We start from the raw sequence: 20007 nt of genomic DNA, 5'->3' as shown, positions 1-20007 counted from the left end.
TCCTCAAGCATCGGGTGCGGGTACGCCCGGAGGCGTCACGCCATAACCCGCCGAGTCCTTGCCGGCGACGTGGATCTTGCCGCCCGCGAGCGTACGCAGCACGACGTAGAACACCGGCGTCAGCATCAGCCCGAACAGCGTCACGCCGAGCATCCCGAAGAACACCGCGACACCCATCGCATGGCGCATCTCCGAACCCGCCCCCGTCGACGTGACGAGCGGCACGACACCCATGATGAATGCGATCGACGTCATCAGGATCGGGCGCAGCCGCATCCGGCTCGCCTCGATCGCGGCCTGGAGCGGCGTTCTGCCGTCGTGCTCCAGTTCACGCGCGAATTCGACGATCAGGATCGCGTTCTTCGCCGACAGCCCCACCAGCACCATCAGGCCGATCTGCGTGAAGATGTTGTTGTCGCCCTGCGTGAGCCACACGCCTGTGAGCGCCGACAGAATGCTCATCGGCACGATCAGGATCACCGCGAGCGGCAGCGTCAGGCTTTCATACAACGCGGCGAGCACCAGGAACACGAGCAGCACGCTGATCGGGAACACGACGATCGCCGCGTTGCCCGCGAGGATCTGCTGGTACGTGAGGTCGGTCCACTCGAACCGCACGCCGCGCGGCAGCGTCTCGTGCGCGATGCGCTCGATCGCGGCCTGCGCCTGACCCGACGAGAAGCCCGGCGCCGGGCCGCCGTTGATGTCGGCCGCCGTGTAGCCGTTGTAGCGCACGACCATTTCAGGACCGAACGTCGGCGTCACCGTGACGAGCGACGACAGCGGCACCATCTCGCCCTTGTCGTTGCGCGTCTTGAGCTGCAGGATGTCGTCCGCACGCTGGCGGAACGGTGCATCGGCCTGCACACGCACCTGGTACACGCGCCCGAAACGGTTGAAGTCGTTCACGTACAGCGAGCCGAGATACACCTGCATCGTGTTGAACACGTCGGTGACGGGCACGCCGAGCTGCTTCGCCTTCACGCGATCGAGATCGACGTTGAGCTGCGGCACGTTGATCTGGTAGCTCGTGAACAACGGGCCCAGTTCCGGCGCCTGCTGCGCGCGCTTGATGAAGTCGTTGGTCGCATCCGCGAGCCGCGCATAACCGACCGCGCCGCGATCCTCGATCTGCATCTTGAACCCGCCGAGCGTGCCGAGGCCGAGCACCGGCGGCGGCGGGAACACCGCGACGAACGAATCCTTCATCGCGCTGTACTGCTGGTTCAGCGCACCCGCGATCGCGCCGGCCGACAGCGCCTTGCCGTGCCGTTCCGAGAACGGCTTCAGCGTGACGAACACGATGCCCGCGCTCGAGCTGTTGGTGAAGCCGTTCACCGACAGCCCCGGGAACGCGACCGCGCTCTCGACGCCCGGCTGCTTCAACGCAATCGAACCCATGTCGCGGATCACCTTCTCGGTGCGGTCGAGCGATGCACCGTTCGGCAGCTGCGCGAACGCGATCAGGTATTCCTTGTCCTGCGCGGGCACGAAGCCGCCCGGCACGACCTTCGACACCAGCACGGTCGCGCCGACCAGCACGAGGTACACGCCCAGCATCACAGTCTTGCGCGACAGCACGCCGCGCACGCCGCGGCCATAGTTCTCCGCGCCGCGATGGAACACCTTGTTGAAGCCACGGAAGAAGCCGCCGAGCACGCGGTTCATCACGCGCGTGAGCCAGTCTTCCTTCTCGCCGTGCCCCTTCAGCAGGATCGCGGACAGCGCCGGCGACAGCGTCAGCGAGTTGAACGCCGAGATCACCGTCGAAATCGCGATGGTCATCGCGAACTGCTTGTAGAACTGGCCGGTCAGGCCCGACATGAACGCGAGCGGCACGAACACGGCGACGAGCGTCAGCGCGATCGCGATGATCGGCCCGCTCACTTCCTGCATCGCCTTGTAGGTCGCCTGCCGCGCGTTCATCCCGCTTTCGATGTTGCGCTCGACGTTCTCGACGACGACGATCGCATCGTCGACCACGATCCCGATCGCCAGCACCATCCCGAACAATGACAACGCGTTGATCGAATACCCGAACGCGAGCAGCAGCGAGAACGTGCCGATGATCGACACCGGCACCGCGATCAGCGGAATCAGCGATGCGCGCCAGGTCTGCAGGAACACGATCACGACGATCACGACCAGCGCGATCGCTTCGAGCAGCGTGTGCACGACGGCCTTGATCGACGAACGCACGAACTGCGTCGGGTCATAGACGATCTTGTAGTCGATGCCCGCCGGCATGTCCTGCTTCAGCTCGGCCATCGTCTTGCGCACTTCGTCCGAGATCTGCAGCGAGTTCGCGCCCGGCGACTGGTTGATCGCCATCGCGACAGCCGGCTTGTTGTCGAGCAGCGAGCGCAGCCCGTATTCGGACGCATCGAGCTGGATCCGCGCGATGTCGCGCAGGCGCGTGACGCCGCCGTCCGGCGTCGTCTTCACGACGATGTCGCCGAACTCGTCTTCCGTCTGCAACCGGCCGCGCGCGTTCACCGACAACTGCAACGGCGTGCCGGGCAGCGACGGCGACGCGCCGATCACGCCGGCCGCGACCTGCACGTTCTGCTCGCGAATGGCCTGCACGACGTCCTCGGCCGACAGCCCGCGTTGCGCGACCTTCTGCGGATCGAGCCACACGCGCATCGCGTAGTCGCCCGAACCCCACAGCTGCACCTGGCCGACGCCCTGGATCCGCGACAGGCGATCCTTCACGTTGATCAGCGCGTAGTTGCGCAGGTAGGTCATGTCGTACCGGTTGTCCGGCGAGATCAGGTGGACCACCATCGTCAGCGTCGGCGAGCTCTTCACCGTGGTGATGCCGAGCCGCTGCACGTCTTCCGGCAAGCGCGGCAGCGCCTGGTTCACGCGGTTCTGCACGAGCTGCGTGGCCTTGTCCGGATCGGTGCCGAGCTTGAACGTGACGGTGATCGTCATGTTGCCGTCGCTGTTCGCCTGCGACTGCATGTAGAGCATGTCCTCGACGCCGTTGATCTGCTCTTCAAGCGGCGACGCAACCGTCTCGGCGATCACTTTCGGGTTGGCGCCCGGGTACTGCGCCTTCACGATCACCGAAGGCGGCACGACTTCCGGATATTCCGAAATCGGCAGCAGGAACATCGCGATCACCCCGCCCAGCAGGATGATCACCGATAGGACTCCTGCAAAGATCGGCCGGTCGATAAAGAATTTTGAAATGTTCATGTGTGGCTCTGTCTGGTTGAACGCGGAATCGAAGCGGCGGGCCGCTTACGAATCCGCCTTCGCCGGTGCGGCCGGCTTCGCGTTGTCCGCCAGCGGCGCGGACGGCGCATCGCCTCCCGTCATCGGGACCATGTGCGGCTTCACCTGTTCGCCGGGGCGCACGCGCTGCGTGCCGTTCACGACGACGCGATCGCCGGCGGAAAGCCCGCTCACGATCACGCGCCGGTTGCCGTGCTGCATCCCCTGCTGCACTTCGCGGTACGACACGCGGCCCTGCTGGTCGACGACGAACACGAACTTCTTGTCCTGGTCGGTGTTGATCGCCGCGTCGTCCACGAGCAGTGCCTGGTGCGGCGCGCTGCCGCCCACCTTCACGCGGGCGTAGAGGCCCGGGACGAGCGCGCCGTCCGCGTTGTCGAAGCGCGCGCGCACGCGGATCGTGCCGGACGACGTGTCGAGCCGGTTGTCGACCGAATCGATCACGCCGCTGCGCGAGTAGCCGCTTTCGTTCGCGAGGCCGAGCTCGACCGGAACCTTGCGGCCGTCACGTGCGCCATTGATGTATTGCAGGTAGGTCTGCTCGTCCGCGTCGAACGACGCATAGATCGGCGACACCGACACCAGCGTCGTCAGCGGCGCGGCCGATGCGCCGGCCGACACGACATTGCCGACCGTGATCTCCGCGCGCGACACGCGGCCCGACACCGGCGCGGTGATCCGCGTATAGCCGAGGTTGATCCGCGCCGTTTCCAGCGCGGCATCGCCCGCCTTCACGTTCGCCGCCGCCTCGCGGGCCGCGTTCTGCTTCTCGTCGTAATCGCGCTTCGCGATCGCGTTGTCGCCGATCAGTCGCTGTGCGCGCTGCCAGTCGGTCTGCGCGTAGCCGTTGCGCGCCTGGGCCGCCGCGAGCTGCGCAGCCGCGCGGTCGACTTCGGCCTGGTACGGGCGCGGGTCGATCACGAACAGCACGTCGCCCTTCTTCACGAGCGCGCCGTCCTTGAAATTCACCGCGACGATCGTGCCCGACACCTGCGGGCGGACGTCGACTTTCTCGATCGCTTCGAGGCGGCCCGAATAACTCTGCCAGTCGGTCACGGTCTGCGGCACGATGGTCGCGACGTCGACTTCGGGCAGCGGCGCCGCCGCTTTTTCGGGCGCGTTCGCGTTCACGCGCATCGCGCCGAACGTTCCGAGGCCGACGACGGCGAGCGTCACGATCGCGGCGGTCGCGATTCGGGAGCGGGAGGTGCGTAGGATGGCCATGTGGATCTCCAGTAAGCGTGGATTGGTTTGGTTATTCGGAACGGTTCGGCTGGCGCGCCTGGAAGCGGCACTGGAAGAAGCGCACGGCTTCCTCGAAGGCGGCTTCGTGCGTCGCGAGCGCGGCGTGCGTGATGTCCGGGTAGCGGATCACCTGCGTGAGCACGCCCGACGAGATCAGGCAGCCCGCATATTTCTCCGCTTCGACGTGCAATACGTCGTTCTGCGCGGTGACGACCAGCGTCGGCGGCAGCCCCGCGAGGCGCACCGATTCGAGCGGCGCCGCGTACGGGTGCATGCGTTGCGCCGCCTGCGGCAGATACGCGCGATAACAGGCCGCGCATTCGCGCGCGGTGATGTCGGAGGCAAGACGATCGGCGTCGCCGATGCGCGTCATGCTCGGGTCGAGCATCGGCCCGAACAGCGCCTGCGCGGCGATCGACACTTCGCCGCGGTCGCGTGCGATGAACGCGAGGCAGTTCGCAAGCTGGCCGCCTGCGTCGTGGCCCGCGACGCCAATCTTCTTCGGATTGCCGCCGAACGCGCGGGCCCGTGTCGCGGCCCATACGGCGGCGCGATACGCATCCTCCGGCGCGGCCGGAAAAGGAAAGGCCGGCGCGAGCGAATAGTCGACCGACACTACGAGAGCTGGTAAGCGTTCTGCTAAAAAGCGCGCGGCGAAATCGGCGTCTTCGAGCGAACCGCGCACGAAGCCGCCGCCGTGGAAGTAAAGCACTACCGGCAATCCGGTCTTGTCCGGGCGGCGGTAGAGGCGCAGCACGATGTCCTGCGCGTAGCCGGGAATTTCCACTTCGGCGACGGTCAACGCCGCGCCAGCCATGGCTTGCACGGGCAACGCGGCTTTCAGGAATTTGCTGAATTCAGAAGCGTCCATGACGATGCAGCATCCATTTCGAGATGGAACGAATTCTGGGTCCGGCAGACATTGGGATAAATGCCTATAATCCGGCAACACAATTCAACGACCCCGAACAATCCGAGGCTGCGTTCACCCACGAGGTAGCGCAGCCTTCTTGTTCCGGCGGCTCAAGGGTCTGCTTGTATATGGAACGCACATGCGAATGCCCGAAATCGCTCGTAGGGCAAGGAGTGAGGAGCGCCGTTTGGCCGAGCCAAACAAGCGACGAGCGACGCCGCCATACGGGCGATTTCGGGCATTCCCGTGACATGAATTTCTTAATTTGGGGTTGCCACGAGAACGGCCGCTCGCCGCGTTGCGCTCCTTGCGAATACGTCAGTATTCGCGGCGTCGCGCGCCTCGCGAGCGGCCGTTCTCGTGGCAACGCATGCGCGTTCCATATACAAGCAGACCCTAGATTGCGGAGGTTGTGATGGACCGGCTTCAGGCCATGCAGGTGTTTACTCGCGTCGTCGATACAAGCAGCTTCACCAAGGCAGCAGAAACGCTCAGCTTGCCGCGGGCGTCCGTCACGACGATCATCCAGAATCTCGAGGCATTCCTCGGCGTGCGGCTGATGCACCGGACCACGCGCCGGCTGTCGCTCACGCCGGACGGCGCCGCGTACTACGAAAGATGCGTGCGGATCCTCGCGGACGTCGAGGAAACCGAGGCGAGCTTCCAGGCCAACAACCGGAAGCCGCACGGAAAGTTGCGTATCGACATGCCCGGCTCGATCGGACGGCTGCTCGTGATTCCGTCGCTGTGCGAATTTCATACACGCTACCCCGACATCGACCTGCAGCTCGGCCTGTCCGATCGGCCGGTCGACCTGTTGCAGGAAGGCGTCGATTGCGTGATCCGCGTCGGCGCGCTGCAGGACTCGTCGCTCGTCGCGCGCCGGGTCGGCCTGTTCGAAGGCGTGACGGTCGCCGCGCCCGACTACCTCGAGCGCTTCGGCGAGCCGCAGACGATCGACGACCTGAGCCAGCACAAGGCCGTCAACTATTTCTCGAGCCGCACCGGCCGCACGATCGACTGGACCTTCCTGAGCGAAGGCAAGGAAATCGAGGTCAAGATGGACAGCATCGTGTCGGTGAACGACGCGGATGCGTACGTGACCTGCGGGGTCGAAGGCTTCGGGCTGATCCAGCCGCCGCTCTTCATGGTGCTGCCGCACCTGCGCGAAGGCCGGCTCAAGGAAGTCCTGCCCGGCGTCAAGCCGCTGCCGATGCCGATCTCGGTCGTGTATCCGCACAGCCGCCATCTGTCGCCGAAGGTGCGCGTGTTCGTCGACTGGGTCGCCGAAGTGTTCGACCGCTGCCCGCTGCTGAGCGGCAAGGGCAGCCTCGACGCGACGTGCAGCAAGCGCACGTTCGAGGAAGCCGAACGCGCGCCGGCGCTCGACACGCCGGTCATCAACGAATGGGTCGCGTAATCGTCTGAACCAACACGCGCGGGCTGCGCAGCCCGCGCGTTGTCCCGCCTTCGTGCCGCGTGCCTGCGCGGCGCACCCGATCCTTCCCGAATCCGCAGCAAACCTTTGTGCCGAGCGCGGCAATCGCCCGCGTGCGCCGTTGCGTGACGTTGCGCGTGTTCGTCGCACCCGCGTGAGGCCCGCGCCATGGGGCTGCCGGCGCTTTCCACATAACCCTGTCGGCGATGCGGATGACGATTGTTCCACTGACACGACAATTCAATTCGCGTCTGCCGCATTTATCGCGACGGAACAGATACCTAGAGTAAACCCTGTCGCGCACTTCGTTGCGCATCGAACAGATCCCGCTGAATGGGACCGGAGTAAGCGCCAAGGCGCCAACTCCGACAGACAGGAGTTACGTCATGAACCGCCGCCACCTTCTCTCCGCCCTGGCCCTCGCACTCGCCGTATCCGCACCGGCCTTCGCCGATTCGGGCACCCCGCATGCCGGCGACTACGGCAACACGTCGTGGTACTCGCAGCACTACGGCCCGCGCACCCGCGCCGAGGTCAGCGCGGAAGTCGAACAGGCTCGCCGCGACGGCACGCTCGCGTACCTGCGCAAGGCCAACTCGTATCCGCAAGGGCTCGAGCTCGCACAAGGCCCGTATCGCCCGATGCAGGAAAGCAACCAGCTCGCCGGCGGAGGCCGGTAAACGCGCAACGCCGCGCAGCGGATTGCCCGTGCGCGGCGTCGCGACACCCCCATCGACGACTCGTTGAGTCAGTTAGTTGCAGGAGCACATGATGAACGACCCACTTCCTTCGCCGCTCGATCACTGGGACGACACCACACCCGTGTGGACGCCGTTCCGTTCGGCCCCGCACTCGCATTGAGCGCCGGCTGAGTCATCCGTCCGGCCATTACCTGCGCGGCACGCCGTCGCGCCACTCGCCCCAGTGCGTCACGATGTCCTGCACGAGCGGATTGCCCGCGCGGTACAGGTTTTCGGTCGCCGGGGTACGGCGTGCCGGCCACTGCGGCGCATTTGTGCCGCAGTTACAGCGACCGCTATTGCGACACGATTGGTGACATTACCTAAGGTCGATCCAACGACCAAGTCGCATCAATGCCCGACACATCGATTGACACGGGCTGATTAGTCTGCCGGGGCGCGCTTACCGCCATACTCGTGGTCTATCGGCCGCATATCCCAAGTCCAAGCGGTCTCAATCCAGATCATCAGGCCGGCCGGGCCAGCGAAAGAACACCTGTTCGCCGCAAGAAACCGCGGCCTTTCCTGCCTGCCATTCACACTTACCAATACTCATTCGTTCGGTTAGCCGCAATTTTGTGGATCATCGATCTAGTTCGGGCACTTAGCATCAGCACTCCAAATGATATCCATATGGAGAGCGCCCATGACAACGTCGTCACAGCCCAGTGTATCGCTCGACGGACCGCCAATCTGTCCGAACATGACGGATTCGGCGTTCAGGAAACGGATACTTGAATTGCGGGACGAAGCAGTCGAGATCACACTGCGACGGCGCATGGAACTGACGCGATGGAATCCGGCCACGGAAGCGCGAGTCATCGAGTGGTTCGGCTCGGCAAATATCGATACAAGACGCAGACTAACTTCGGGGCTCGATGCCCTGGCCAGGGTGATGGCTAATCTCGGACCAAGAAACTTCGTCCGCATCGGTTCCGATGCCGACCGCGCAACAGGATGTCTGCCAAACATGAAACATCTCGACGCCGTGGTCGCACATGTCTGTCGCCCCGACACCGCGACTCATACTATCGCGATCAATCTCCCGTTTTGCTCGCTACCCGAGCGATCAGCCGGAAACCTTTCCTCGCAGCAGCTGACCATCGTTCACGAGTGCGCCCATTTTGCTGACACTTTCGACGCGGGCGACCATCCAGCGGCATACGGTCGCTGGGCCTGCGCCCAGTTCGCGAAACGCTACCCGGGCATCGCGATCGGCAATGCAGACAACATCGCCTGGTTCATTCTGGCGCGTTGAATCGGAGCAACCCATGCGACATGCCCTCCCTGTCATACTCGGCGCCCTCCTGTCGCTCCCGATACAGGCCAATGCGTGCAAGATCCTGCTGACCGACAGCATGGAACTGCCGCTGAATTCGACCGAGATCGCCAACAGCGACCGACTCGCCGTCGTCAGACACTACCTGACCGCCAGGGAATGGACGCGCGAAGGGGCGGCGGCCTCGATCGACGCGACGGCTTACGATTGGGAAAACCGACCTAATCAACTCGCGCAGCAACGCGGTGCGCAGATGAAATCGTTTCTCGTGCAACTCGGGATGTCGCCCGACGACATCTACGTCGACGAGCGAATCGTGTCGCGCAGGAACGGCAAGCTCGATCCCGATGACAGAAAGCAGCTGTGGGTCCAGTTCGTTCCGAAATGCCCGCCTGCAGGGTGTCAGAGTCTCTGCAATTCGGCGGGTACGCCCGGTGTCGCCAGTTATGCCCTGACGCCCGAGACGCCAGGGCCCCAGCCCGACTCGATCCGCTTTTCGTGCGGCGACAGCCGGGAGTCCACATCGGCGCGTTTTGTGACAACGGAACGCTGGACCGCACGCACACGCAATCAGACCTTGCTTTTACGAAATCAAGACCACAAGCCGTTGATGCACACCTGCTACCGGATCAGCACCAGTGCAACGCAATATATCGGCATGACGGACGAGCACGGTGAGACTGCGACCATGCAACTATTGGGGCCCGAATACACGCGCATCGAACTCATGCTCGCGCAACCCGGGCCGTGATCCTCTGCAGTCGGCCCCGCGAGCCCCAATCCGGTTGCTCCAGGCGATACTGATTCGCCCGGAGCTCGGCTACGCGTGAATGATCGAGTGACTCCAACGCGTCGCTAGACTCACTCACCTGCGCGGCACGCCGTCGCGCCACTCGCCCCAGTGCGTCACGATGTCCTGCACGAGCGGATTGCCCGCGCGGTACAGGTTTTCGGTCGCCGGGGCGAAGCCGCCCTGGTCCGCGTAGTTCAGCAGGTTGTCGGCGCTCGTCTGCCCCGCATACGGCCGGTCGAAATCGGACCCGGTGCGCAGCACCGCGACGCGCGACAGGTCGACCCGCTTCACGCTCGCCGCGCGCTTGAGCGCTTCATACGTCGCGTTGTCTTCCTGCGCGGTCATGCAGTAGGTGCCCTTGCCGTCGGTCAGGATCTTGGTCCACTGGCGCGCGCGCTCGCCGATCAACGTGCCGGAGAACCACGTGTTGCCCGATGACGTGTCGCACTGGATCACCGTCGGCGGCCGGTTCGCCGGCGCATACGTGAACTTCGCGCGCGCGGCCTGCGCCTGCGCGCTGTCGGCGAGCACGACGTTGCGTGACAGCGCGTATGCGGCGTCGGTCAGTTGCGGGTTGAGCTGGAACACTTCGGTGCGGTAGTCGAGCGGCGGCTTGTCGTTCGGGCTCTTCGTGTTGATGCCGAGATAGCCCGTATTCCAGCCGGCCGGAATCTCGCGTGCATCGAGTTCCCACTGCAGACTGAAATCGACGAGGTACTTCGACCACGCGGCCGACCCGACCGTGCCTTGCGCGGGGTCGACACCCGCGATGCCGGAGACCAGGAAATACGTGCGGCGCAGATCGAAGCGCTGCGAGAACGTGAGCGCCATGATCGTCGCGGTCGCGTTCGCGTAGCCCATGCCGGTCGTCACGACGCATACGTCCTGCTTGTTGCAGTGAACGGCCGGATAGTCGGGCGACAAGCCGGGCACGGTGATGTCGCGCCACGGGCCAAGCCGGTCGAGCCAGGCCTGGCCCTCCGGACCGAACATCGTGATGATCATGACCTTGACCGGGCGGCCCTGTGCACCGGTCTCGGCGAATGCATTGTTGCCTGCGTTGTTGCCCTGGTTGTCCTGCGCGATCGACGGCGCGGTCGCACAGGCCGCAAGCGAGAATGCGGCGGCGGAAAGAATGGAGCGAGTCAGCATCGGCGTTCCTTGTTTCGATGATGTTGGGTGAGAACGGCTCTCGGAGACTGCGCGAGGGAGTATAGAACGGGCATGCGCAATGCGGAACCCGGCTACGAAACGGCTGCCGGTGTTTCGTGCGACGGCGCGCGTGTTGCGTAACGCGGTGAGTCGCCGCGGATTCACGCCATGGCACCATCGCCCTGCATGACAACCATCAGGAATGCTATCCGGTTGGCAGGAACGAACGCCCGCCGACAGGCCGCCGATCGTCACCCCCTTCCGCAGCGGCCGACTCCCAACCGCTACACGCGCGCGAGCCCCGCCACCCCATAACCGAGCACGACCAGCGCGGCGACCACATGGCTCGCCGCGAGCCACCCGGGCGACTTCGCGACGCGCCCGATCGCACTGCCGCCGAACGCGAACACGAGCTGCCCCGTGAGACTGCCGGCAAACACGCACGCGGCGCCCAGCAGCCAGTGCCGATGCGCGCCGGCGGCAGCCGTCGCATAGCCATAGAACAGCAGGATGGTGAGCGGATTCGCGAGCGTGACGAAGAACATCGACGTGAACGGGCGGTTGCCCGGCGGCGGCGCATCGCCATCGAGCGTGCGGCGCCGATCCCGCAGCGCCTGCCACAACATCCGTGCGCCCATGGCGAGCAACACGAGCGCGCCGACGACGCGGAACAGCGACAGGTGCGACGCGAGCGTGCTCGCGAGCATCGCGCCGATCGTGAATGCGACGACCGCATAACAACCGTCGGCAGCGGCGACGCCCGCCGCCGCGCGCACGCCGGTGGCAGTGCCGGCGCGCATGCCGTAGTTCGCGATCATCAGTGCGACGGGCCCGACCGACAGCGCGATCATCAGCCCGAACAGGAAGTCGTTCATCGGTCATCGATGCGTTCGAGGGAACGCATCGATTCTAGCGACCGCAAAAATAATCCCGTGCGGAAATTCCGCGTCAGGCGACGTCCACGCGCGCGGGCCCGTCCACCATCTCGCCGACCACGGCCGCGCGGTCGAAACCATCGGCGCGGAAGCACGCGAGGACTTCGTCGACCGCCTCCGGCGCACATGCGACCAGCAGGCCGCCCGACGTCTGCGGATCGGTCAGCAGCGCCTGTGCAACGAGCGGCAGCCCGTCGGCCAGCCGCACATCGGTGCCGTACGCGGCCCAGTTGCGCCCCGACGCGCCGGTGAACACGCCGTCGGCGACGAACGCCTCGACGCCCGCGAGCCACGGCAGCGACGCGTAGTGCACGCGCGCGGTGAGATGCGCGCCGCGCGCCAGTTCGAGCGTATGGCCGAGCAGCCCGAAGCCCGTGACGTCGGTCAGCGCGTGCACGCCCGGCAACGCGGCGAGCGCGGTGCCCGGCCGGTTCAGCTTGGTGGTCGTCGCGATCATCTGCGCGTAACCCGCGGCGTCGAGCTGGCTCTTCTTCAGCGCGGCCGACAGCACGCCGACGCCGAGCGGCTTGCCGAGCACGAGCACGTCGCCCGCGCGCGCGGCGGCGTTGCGCTTCACGCGCGACGGATGCACGACGCCGATCGCCGCGAGCCCGTAGATCGGCTCGACCGAATCGATCGAATGGCCGCCCGCGACCGGGATGCCGGCGTCCGCGCACACCGCTTCGCCGCCGCGCAGCACGGCCGCGATCGTCTCGTGCGGCAGCACGTTGATCGGCATGCCGACCAGCGCGAGCGCGAGGATCGGCTTGCCGCCCATCGCATAGACGTCGGACAGCGCGTTGGTCGCCGCGATGCGGCCGAAGTCGAACGGATCGTCGACGATCGGCATGAAGAAGTCGGTCGTCGCGACGATCGCCTGCTCGTCATTGAGCCGGTAGACGGCCGCATCGTCGGACGTCTCGGTGCCGACCAGCAGATCAGGGAACAGCGCGGGCGGCGTCGCGCGCTTCAGCAGCTCGGACAGCACGCCCGGCGCGATCTTGCAGCCGCAGCCGCCCCCGTGCGACAGGCTCGTGAGGCGCGGAACGGCAGGCTGGGCTTGGGTGGCATCGGTCATCGTCGGCATCCGGTGAATAACAACGTTCCATTATCGACAATTCCGCGCGAACGCGCCCGATACCCACATAATTGACGCCGCCTGCCTCTCCCGCCCTGCCTACGCCTTCGTTCATGGATCACCTGTTCATCGGCCTCGTGCTGTGCTCCGCGCTGCTGCACGCCATCTGGAATGCGTTCCTCCACGTCAGCGAAGACCGGCTCGTCCAGCTCGGCACGATGTCGCTGCCGTATCTCGCGTTCGGCATCGCCGGTGCCGCGCTGCTGCCCGCACCGGCGCCCGCCGCGTGGCCGTACATCGCCGCGTCGGCCGCCCTGGAGGTCGCGTACTGCTTCACGCTCGCGCGCGCTTACCGCAACGGCGAGTTCGGACAGATCTATCCGATCGCGCGCGGCATCTCGCCGCTGCTCGTGTCGGTGCTCGCGTTCGCGATGCTGCACGAGCAGCCGACGCCGTTCGGGTTCGCGGGCATCGCGCTCGTGTCGTTCGGCATCATGTCGCTCGCGCTGCGCCGCGGCTTCCGGTTCTCGGGGGAAGGCGTGCCGTATGCGCTGCTCACCGGCGTGTTCATCGCCGCGTACTCGATCTGCGACGGGATCGGCTCGCGCGTGTCCGGCAGCGCGCTCGGCTACATCGCGTGGGTGTACCTGCTGTGGAGCGTGCCGCAGCTCGTGCTTGTGTGCGCAATGCGCGGCGGCCCGCGCGCGGTGCTCGGCTCGCGCTCGGCGCTGCGGCAGGGCGCGATCGCCGGCACGATCTCGCTCGCCGCATACGGGATCGTGATCCTCGCGTACCGGCACCTGCCGGTCGCAACCGTGTCGGCGCTGCGCGAAACGAGCTCGATCTTCGCGGTCGCGATCGGCTGGTTCGTGATGCGCGAGCGGCCCGGCGCGCAGCGGCTCGCCGCGTGCGCGCTGGTGGTCGCGGGCGCGGCGCTGATCCGGCTGTAAGCCGCACGCGCGCCCGCGGCGTGCCGCGTCAGAACTTGTGGCGGATGCCCGTCACCGCGACGATCTGCGTACGCGTGCTCGACGGATTCGAGATCCCTTCGATCGCGGCCACCGTGTTCGACGACGCGCGCTGGTAGAACGCATTCACGTAGATATCGGTGCGCTTCGACAGGAAATACTGCGCGCCGACGCTCGTCTGCAGGTAGTGCGAACTCGGCTTCGGCCCCTGCGACGCGAGCACCTGCGTGTAGGTTTCGCCGAGCGCGAACTGCAGCGCGGGCGTCATCAGGTAGCGCACGCTGCCCTCGTAGTTGTTGAAGCGCAGCGCGCCGCCCGTCTGCAGGTTGAACAGCGAGCTGGTGTACAGCAGCCCGAACGTCGCGGCGCCCCATGCATACGCGCCGCCCGCGCCCCAGATCTGCTGGCGCGTCACGCCCTTGATGAACGTGTAGTAGTTGTCGGATGCCGCCGCGCCGGTAGTATCGAGCGCCGGATGATCGACGCGCACATAGGCCGCGCCGAGTTGCAGCGGCCCGTTCTCGTAGCTCGCGCCGAGGCTCCACACACGGTTTTCCGCGAACGACGTCGAATTCGAGAAGCCGTACAGGCCGACCGCACGCAGCCCGTACCACGTGGGCGTCTGGTACTGCACCGAGTTGTTGGTGCGGAACGTGTTGTTCAGGTCGTCGGTGTCGAACGGATGCAGCGCGTACTGCGTGAGCGCGGTGGTCGCGCCGATCTGCAGCGGCTCCAGCACTTCCTGCGCCGCGTTGTACTGGCGGCCCATCGTCAGCGTGCCCCAGCGGTCGTTTTCCAGCCCGACGTACGCGCGGCGCCCGAAGATCCGGCCGCCCTGGCTCGCGGCACCGCTCTCGATGTTGAAGCCGTTCTCGAGCCGGAACACCGCGCGCGTGCCGCCGCCGAGTTCTTCCTTGCCGAGCAGCCCCCAGCGCGTGCCCTGCTCGTTGCCGCCGGTCGCCTGCCACGCGGCATGCCCGTTCTGGTTGTTCGTGTACGTGATCCCCGAATCGACGACGCCATACAGCGTCACGCTCGACTGCGCCTGCGCGTGCGTCGCACCCGCCGCGATTGCAACGCCTGCCAGCGCGACCGCCATCTCTTTCCGCTTCATCTCCGACCCCTTTTGTCGATTGAATATGGGGAGCGATTTATTTCGCCCGCAACGTGTTTTATTGAATAAAACATCGTCTTATTCATTGTCGAATTCGGCGATTTGAAGCGTCAAGCCATGCCAAAAATCGCACGAGGGAGTCGAAACGGCCTTGCTCGCAGTGCGTTTCGAAGAATGAAACAAACCCAATAATGGCGGGCATTACGAGCCGATCGCAACGCGTAATACCCGCGTCGAAAAAAGCCCTTGACCGCAATTTTCTGCCGTTGTGAAATATTGATACGCTGTTTTAATGATTAAAACGCACGAGCAAAACGCTTCGAGACACTAGGTAAAGAACCTGATCCCCATGCTGACGTTTAATTGCAACAACGCGACCGACGGCGAATCGCCCGCGTATTTCGTCGCAGCGCCGACGGCGCCCGCGCTGCCGATCGTCGTCGATTCGCCGCACAGCGGCATCGCGTATCCGCCCGACTTCGCCACCGTCGCGCCGGACGACGCGATCCGCACCACGTGGGACGCCTACATCGACGAACTGTGGGCCGGCGCCCCCGCGCGCGGCGGCACGCTGCTCGGCGCGACGTTTCCGCGTGCGTACATCGATCCGAACCGTGCGGAAACCGACATCGACGCGACGCTGCTCGCCGAGCCGTGGCCCGAGCCGCTTTCGCCGCAGCCGTACACGCAGCGCGGGATGGGGCTGATCCGGCGCGACGCGCTGCCCGGCGTGCCGCTATACGACCGCAAGCTGTCGCTCGCCGAAGTGCATCACCGGATCGATGCGTACTACCGGCCGTACCGCCGCGCGCTCGCCGGCATCGCCGAGCCGCTGCATGCCGCGCATCGCGCGCTGTGGCACATCGACTGCCACTCGATGAAATCACGCGGCAATGCGATGAACGTCGACGCGGGTGCGTTGCGGCCGGACGTCGTCGTCAGCGACCGGCGCGGCACGACCGCCGACCCGGCCTTCACCGCGTGGACCGCGCAGTGGTTCGCCGACGCCGGCTACCGCGTGCAGATCAACGACCCGTACCAGGGCGGCGACCTGCTGACCGCGCTCGCCGATCCGGCACGGCAGCGCCACAGCATCCAGATCGAATTCAACCGCGCGCTCTACATGGACGAAGCCGCGTTCGCGAAACACGCGGGCTTCGTCGCGCTGAAGCGCTCGGTCGACGCGTATCTCGACGCGCTCGCCGATTACGTCCGCGCGCGCGTCGCGGCGCCGGGAGATGCCGCATGACGACCTACATCGTCGACGCCGTCGACAGCGCGCTGAAGCTGCTGACCTACGTGGCCGAGCATCCGCACCTCGGCGTGACCGAGCTCGCGTCGCAACTCGGCATCAACAAGTCGCGCACCTACCGGATGCTGTGCACGCTCGAACTGCACCGCTTCGTCGTGCAGGACCCGCGCACGTCCACCTATGCGCTCGGCCCGCAGGCGTTCGTGATCGGTGTAGCCGCATCGCAACAGAACGCGCTGGTGCGCGCCGCGCACCGGCACATGCTCGCGCTCAACCAGGCGATCAACGAGACCGTCGTGCTGCGCGTGCGCGAAGGGCTCGAATCGGTATGCGTCGCGCGTTGCGAAACGACGCATGCGGTGCGCACCGTCGGCTCGGTCGGCAACCGCCGGCCGATCAATTTCGGCGCATCGGGCAAGGTGCTGCTCGCGTTCGCGCCCGATGCGGTGCGCGACGAGTATGTCGCGCAACTGCGCAGGACCGGGCAGGCCGACGATCACGCGAAACTCGCCGGCGAACTCGACGCGGTCGCGCGCAAGGGCTACGCGGTCAGCAGCGGCGAAGTGACGCCCGGCGCGGTGGGGATCGCGGTGCCGGTGCGCGACCTGACGGGTGCGACGGTCGCGTCGGTCAGCGTGACGGGCCCCGAGGTGCGCGTGAGCCACGCCGACATTCCCGACTATCTCGAACGCCTGCAGGCGTGCAGTCACGCCATTTCCGCCGAACTCGGCTACGTCCCGGCGCGCGCCGCGCTGCAACCGGCCTGACGGCCCGCTCCTTCTTCGACGAGGATCCGATGTCCGCCTCTTCCCCGAACCCGGCCGGCGCGCACGGCGCCGACACCCCCGCGCTCGCGGCCGACGATCCGGCGGCCGGCGCCGGCCACGCGCCGCATCCGCACGGCAAGATGCTGCATCCGGTCGTGATGATGCTGTGGGTGCTGGCCGCCGCGATCGCGCTCACGTGGATCGTCGACTCCGGCCACTTCGCGCGCAACGGCCGGCTCGTCGTGCCGGGCACCTACCAGGTGGTGCCGAAGACGACCGCGCTCGCGACGCTCGTCGCGCCGGCCGTCAGCCACAGCACGCCCGCGCATGCATTGCCGGCGAGCCTCGTGTCCGCGTTCGTCGCGGTGCCGGAAGGCCTGCTGAAGAACGCGCCGCTGATCGTGATGGTGATGTTCGTCGGCGGGATGTTCGGCGTGATGCGCCGTACGGGCGTCGTCGATGCCGGCATCGACCGGCTGCTGCAGCTCACCGGCAACAACGCGTACCTGCTGACGCCGATGCTGATGATCCTGATCGGGCTCGGCAGCACGCTGCTCGGCTTCATCTCCGAATACCTCGTGATCATCCCGATGGTCGTCGTGATCGCGCGGCGCCTCGGGCTGTCCGACCTGTTCGCGGTCGCACTCGTCGCGATCGCCGCGAAGATCGGTTATATCGCGTCGGTCACGAACCCGCTCGCGCTCGCCGTCGCGCAGCCGCTCGTCGGTGTGCCGCTGTTCAGCGGCGTCGCGCTGCGCGCGGCCGTATTCGTCGTATTCCTGACGATCGGCATCCTGTATCTGCTGCGCTACGTGCGCAACACCGGCTACCGGGCGGGGCAAACCGCGTCGGGTACCGCCGCGCACGCAACCGCGAAGCTGTCGCTGCGCCACAAGGCCACGCTGGTCGTATTTGCCGCGGCCGTCGCGATGCTGATCTACGGTACGCGCGAACTGAAATGGGGCAACGTCGAACTCGCAGCGTTCTACGCAGCCGTGAGCATCGCGACGGCCGTGATCGGCCGGCTCGATTCGCGCAGCGCGGCCGATGCGTTCGTCGACGGGATGAAGAACATGATGCTCGCCGCGCTGCTGATGGGGCTCGCCGCATCGGTCGAGCTGCTGCTGCAGAACAGCCTCGTGCTCGACACGCTGATCCACTTCTTCACGCGGCTGGCGGACGGGCAATCGCCGGTGTGGGTCGCGAACGGGCTGATGGGCGTGCAGATGGTGCTCGACGTGTTCATCCCGTCGGTGTCGGGCAAGGCCGCGGTCAGCATGCCGATCATCGGGCCGATCGCGCAGCTTTCCGGCGTGAGCGGCCAGACGTCGGTGCTCGCGTTCGTGCTCGGCGGCGGACTGACGAACCTCGTCACGCCGACGTCCGGGATGCTGCTCGCGTATCTCGCGACCGCGCGCGTCGACTTCGGCGCGTGGATCCGCTTCGTGCTGCCGCTGTTCCTGACGCTGCTCGCGCTGTCGTGCGTCGTGCTGACGTTCGCGGTGTGGATCGGGTATTGAGCGCCGGGACGGTTACCGGCGCCCGCCGCCGTCACGCGACGGCGGCCACCTTGCCGAACGCCCGTTCGTCGATCGCCTCGGCGAGCGTCGCGAACGCCGTCGCGATTTCGTCCTCCGGCACGCACGCATAACCGAGCAGCAACCCGGGCGCCGCGCGCTCGCGATCCGCGTAATAGCCGGACAGCGGCCGCACGACGATATTGCGTTCGAGCGCGGCCTGCGCCACCGCGCGATCGTCGACGCCGGCCGGCAGTTGCGTGACGAGATGCAGCCCCGCGTCGCTGCCGAGCGCCTGCAGCGACTCGCCGTAGCGGCGCGCAACCGCATCGAGCAGCACCTCGCGGCGCTGCCCGTACAGCGTGCGCATCTTGCGGATATGCGACACGAAGTGCCCTTCCGCGATGAATTCGGCGAGCACGGCCTGCTGCAGCAACTGCCCTTCGCGATACAGCTCGGCGCTCGCGGTCGCGAAGCTTTCCGCCAGCGGTTCCGGCGCGACCAGGTAACCGACCCGCAGCCCCGGGAACAGCGTCTTGCCGAAACTGCCGACGTAGATCACCTGCCCGGCCGTGTCGAGCCCCTGCAGCGACGCGAGCGGCCGACTGCCGTAGCGGAATTCGCTGTCGTAGTCGTCCTCGATGATCCAGCAGCCGTGCTGGCGCGCGTATTCGAGCAGCATGCGCCGCCGCGCGAGGCTCATCACCATCCCGAGCGGATACTGGTGCGACGGCGTGACGAGCATCAGCTTCGGCGGTTCGGCAAGATCGGCGGCCGACGGCGCGATGCCTTCCTCGTCGACCGGGATCGGCCGCGTGGTCAGCCCCGACACGTTCAGCACGCTGCGCACGCCCCAGTAGCACGGGTCCTCGGTCCAGATCGCGTCGCCGGGATCGGTCAGCAACCGCACCGCCAAGTCGATCGACTGGTGAATGCCGGTCGTGATCACGATCTGCTCGGGCGTGCAGCGCACCGAGCGCGACGTGCGCAAGTAGTCTGCCAGTGCCTCGCGCAGCAGCGCGAGCCCGCCGCCCGGCGCATAGGTCAGCAGGTCGGGGCGCAGGCGCCGCCAGTACTTGTTGTGCAGCCGCGTCCACACGCGCGCCGGAAATCGCGACACATCGGGCACGCCCGGCATGAACGCGCCGCCCTGGCGCTTCGACACGCCAGCCCCTTCGACCAGCCGTGTACCGCGCGCGGACAACCGCCGCGCGGACGACAGCACCACGGCCGGGCCGGCCGCCGCGTCGGGCGGTGCGCCGACGATCTCGTCCGGCGCGCTGTCGGCGACGAACGTGCCGCGGCCCGTGGCCGAGTTCACATAACCTTCGAGCGCAAGCTGTTCGTAAACCTGCGTGACCGTGTTGCGCGCGATCCCGAGCTCGGCCGCCAGCAGCCGCGACGACGGCACGCGCGTGCCGGCCGGCAGTTCGCGCGACAGGATCGCCTGTTGCAGCAGCCGGTGAAGCTGCCGGTAGATCGGCTGTTCGCCGCCGCGCACGAGGCGCTGCGCCAGCCAGTCCGACAACACGCTCGCGCGCATGATTGGCTCCTGAATATTTATTGAAATGGC

The 20007-nt window shown here is 66.4% G+C and carries 16 protein-coding genes; 8 read left to right on the top strand and 8 right to left on the bottom strand.

Annotated elements, in window-relative coordinates; all coding sequences use genetic code 11:
* Positions 1–3: 3 nt before the first annotated feature.
* The 3 genes from ceoB to ACN22W_RS31715 are packed head-to-tail and all read right to left on the bottom strand — an operon-like array spanning position 4 to position 5359.
* The gene (ceoB, locus tag ACN22W_RS31725; protein ID WP_129515857.1) at positions 4–3204 is read right to left on the bottom strand and encodes a multidrug efflux RND transporter permease subunit CeoB; all 3201 of its coding nucleotides are present in this window, start codon (positions 3202–3204) and stop codon (positions 4–6) included.
* 45 nt (positions 3205–3249) lie between these two features.
* Positions 3250–4467, bottom strand: a complete 1218-nt coding sequence (gene ceoA, locus ACN22W_RS31720; protein ID WP_193099713.1) for a multidrug efflux RND transporter periplasmic adaptor subunit CeoA — start codon at positions 4465–4467, stop codon at positions 3250–3252.
* 31 nt (positions 4468–4498) lie between these two features.
* Positions 4499–5359 (bottom strand): alpha/beta hydrolase, encoded by an 861-nt coding sequence (locus ACN22W_RS31715; protein WP_048245885.1) that lies wholly within the window; start codon positions 5357–5359, stop codon positions 4499–4501.
* A 457-nt stretch (positions 5360–5816) separates the two neighbouring features.
* Here ACN22W_RS31715 and ceoR point away from each other — a divergent pair, with 457 nt between their 5' ends.
* From ceoR to ACN22W_RS31695, 4 genes are all read left to right on the top strand, one after another.
* Entirely contained in the window at positions 5817–6821 is a 1005-nt protein-coding gene (gene ceoR, locus ACN22W_RS31710) for a putative multidrug efflux transcriptional regulator CeoR (protein ID WP_048245886.1), read from the top strand.
* Between the two features lie 404 nt (positions 6822–7225).
* Complete coding sequence (locus tag ACN22W_RS31705; RefSeq protein WP_193099712.1) at positions 7226–7519, top strand: DUF4148 domain-containing protein; 294 nt, start codon at positions 7226–7228, stop codon at positions 7517–7519.
* A gap of 706 nt (positions 7520–8225) precedes the next feature.
* Positions 8226–8837: a M35 family metallo-endopeptidase gene (locus tag ACN22W_RS31700; protein WP_240674458.1), complete on the top strand. Its 612-nt coding sequence runs from the start codon at positions 8226–8228 to the stop codon at positions 8835–8837.
* 13 nt (positions 8838–8850) lie between these two features.
* The gene (locus ACN22W_RS31695) at positions 8851–9609 is read left to right on the top strand and encodes a hypothetical protein (RefSeq protein WP_419688441.1); all 759 of its coding nucleotides are present in this window, start codon (positions 8851–8853) and stop codon (positions 9607–9609) included.
* Between the two features lie 114 nt (positions 9610–9723).
* Here the strand turns inward: ACN22W_RS31695 and ACN22W_RS31690 are convergent, their stop codons facing one another.
* The 3 genes from ACN22W_RS31690 to selD all read right to left on the bottom strand — a co-directional run bounded on the left by ACN22W_RS31690 (position 9724) and on the right by selD (position 12816).
* Positions 9724–10803 carry a purine-nucleoside phosphorylase gene (locus tag ACN22W_RS31690; protein ID WP_048245889.1) on the bottom strand — a complete coding sequence of 360 codons (1080 nt, stop codon included), beginning with the start codon at positions 10801–10803 and terminating at the stop codon, positions 9724–9726.
* 284 nt (positions 10804–11087) lie between these two features.
* Positions 11088–11678, bottom strand: coding sequence for a LysE family translocator (locus ACN22W_RS31685; RefSeq protein ID WP_419688439.1), 591 nt, complete (start codon positions 11676–11678; stop codon positions 11088–11090).
* A 73-nt stretch (positions 11679–11751) separates the two neighbouring features.
* Entirely contained in the window at positions 11752–12816 is a 1065-nt protein-coding gene (selD, locus tag ACN22W_RS31680) for a selenide, water dikinase SelD (protein ID WP_419688437.1), read from the bottom strand.
* Between the two features lie 113 nt (positions 12817–12929).
* Here selD and ACN22W_RS31675 point away from each other — a divergent pair, with 113 nt between their 5' ends.
* Positions 12930–13766 carry an EamA family transporter gene (locus ACN22W_RS31675; protein ID WP_419688436.1) on the top strand — a complete coding sequence of 279 codons (837 nt, stop codon included), beginning with the start codon at positions 12930–12932 and terminating at the stop codon, positions 13764–13766.
* 28 nt (positions 13767–13794) lie between these two features.
* Here ACN22W_RS31675 and ACN22W_RS31670 read toward each other — a convergent pair whose 3' ends face one another.
* Positions 13795–14898, bottom strand: a complete 1104-nt coding sequence (locus ACN22W_RS31670) for a porin (RefSeq protein ID WP_048245893.1) — start codon at positions 14896–14898, stop codon at positions 13795–13797.
* A 349-nt stretch (positions 14899–15247) separates the two neighbouring features.
* Here ACN22W_RS31670 and ACN22W_RS31665 point away from each other — a divergent pair, with 349 nt between their 5' ends.
* The 3 genes from ACN22W_RS31665 to ACN22W_RS31655 are packed head-to-tail and all read left to right on the top strand — an operon-like array spanning position 15248 to position 18437.
* Entirely contained in the window at positions 15248–16147 is a 900-nt protein-coding gene (locus tag ACN22W_RS31665) for an N-formylglutamate amidohydrolase (protein WP_129515866.1), read from the top strand.
* Positions 16144–16917, top strand: a complete 774-nt coding sequence (locus ACN22W_RS31660; RefSeq protein ID WP_419688435.1) for an IclR family transcriptional regulator — start codon at positions 16144–16146, stop codon at positions 16915–16917. The genes ACN22W_RS31665 and ACN22W_RS31660 overlap by 4 nt, the downstream gene beginning before the upstream one ends.
* A 29-nt stretch (positions 16918–16946) precedes the next feature.
* Complete coding sequence (locus tag ACN22W_RS31655) at positions 16947–18437, top strand: YfcC family protein (protein ID WP_419688433.1); 1491 nt, start codon at positions 16947–16949, stop codon at positions 18435–18437.
* Positions 18438–18468: 31 nt separating this feature from the next.
* Here the strand turns inward: ACN22W_RS31655 and ACN22W_RS31650 are convergent, their stop codons facing one another.
* The gene (locus ACN22W_RS31650) at positions 18469–19977 is read right to left on the bottom strand and encodes a PLP-dependent aminotransferase family protein (RefSeq protein ID WP_419688431.1); all 1509 of its coding nucleotides are present in this window, start codon (positions 19975–19977) and stop codon (positions 18469–18471) included.
* Positions 19978–20007: the final 30 nt, after the last annotated feature.

The sequence above is a fragment of the Burkholderia theae genome (assembly GCF_048565265.1).
GTDB classification, from domain to species: domain Bacteria; phylum Pseudomonadota; class Gammaproteobacteria; order Burkholderiales; family Burkholderiaceae; genus Burkholderia; species Burkholderia theae.
The sequence above is the reverse complement of the archived record's forward strand: the minus strand, read 5'-3'. Positions and strand labels throughout refer to the sequence as shown.

What these genes read in the sequence shown, in the direction of transcription:
- ceoB (WP_129515857.1), bottom strand. Translation starts at nt 3,204, where the DNA reads ATGAACATTTCAAAATTCTTTATCGACCGGCCGATCTTTGCAGGAGTC.
- ceoA (WP_193099713.1), bottom strand. Translation starts at nt 4,467, where the DNA reads ATGGCCATCCTACGCACCTCCCGCTCCCGAATCGCGACCGCCGCGATC.
- ACN22W_RS31715 (WP_048245885.1), bottom strand. Translation starts at nt 5,359, where the DNA reads ATGGACGCTTCTGAATTCAGCAAATTCCTGAAAGCCGCGTTGCCCGTG.
- ceoR (WP_048245886.1), top strand. Translation starts at nt 5,817, where the DNA reads ATGGACCGGCTTCAGGCCATGCAGGTGTTTACTCGCGTCGTCGATACA.
- ACN22W_RS31705 (WP_193099712.1), top strand. Translation starts at nt 7,226, where the DNA reads ATGAACCGCCGCCACCTTCTCTCCGCCCTGGCCCTCGCACTCGCCGTA.
- ACN22W_RS31700 (WP_240674458.1), top strand. Translation starts at nt 8,226, where the DNA reads ATGACAACGTCGTCACAGCCCAGTGTATCGCTCGACGGACCGCCAATC.
- ACN22W_RS31695 (WP_419688441.1), top strand. Translation starts at nt 8,851, where the DNA reads ATGCGACATGCCCTCCCTGTCATACTCGGCGCCCTCCTGTCGCTCCCG.
- ACN22W_RS31690 (WP_048245889.1), bottom strand. Translation starts at nt 10,803, where the DNA reads ATGCTGACTCGCTCCATTCTTTCCGCCGCCGCATTCTCGCTTGCGGCC.
- ACN22W_RS31685 (WP_419688439.1), bottom strand. Translation starts at nt 11,678, where the DNA reads ATGAACGACTTCCTGTTCGGGCTGATGATCGCGCTGTCGGTCGGGCCC.
- selD (WP_419688437.1), bottom strand. Translation starts at nt 12,816, where the DNA reads ATGACCGATGCCACCCAAGCCCAGCCTGCCGTTCCGCGCCTCACGAGC.
- ACN22W_RS31675 (WP_419688436.1), top strand. Translation starts at nt 12,930, where the DNA reads ATGGATCACCTGTTCATCGGCCTCGTGCTGTGCTCCGCGCTGCTGCAC.
- ACN22W_RS31670 (WP_048245893.1), bottom strand. Translation starts at nt 14,898, where the DNA reads ATGAAGCGGAAAGAGATGGCGGTCGCGCTGGCAGGCGTTGCAATCGCG.
- ACN22W_RS31665 (WP_129515866.1), top strand. Translation starts at nt 15,248, where the DNA reads ATGCTGACGTTTAATTGCAACAACGCGACCGACGGCGAATCGCCCGCG.
- ACN22W_RS31660 (WP_419688435.1), top strand. Translation starts at nt 16,144, where the DNA reads ATGACGACCTACATCGTCGACGCCGTCGACAGCGCGCTGAAGCTGCTG.
- ACN22W_RS31655 (WP_419688433.1), top strand. Translation starts at nt 16,947, where the DNA reads ATGTCCGCCTCTTCCCCGAACCCGGCCGGCGCGCACGGCGCCGACACC.
- ACN22W_RS31650 (WP_419688431.1), bottom strand. Translation starts at nt 19,977, where the DNA reads ATGCGCGCGAGCGTGTTGTCGGACTGGCTGGCGCAGCGCCTCGTGCGC.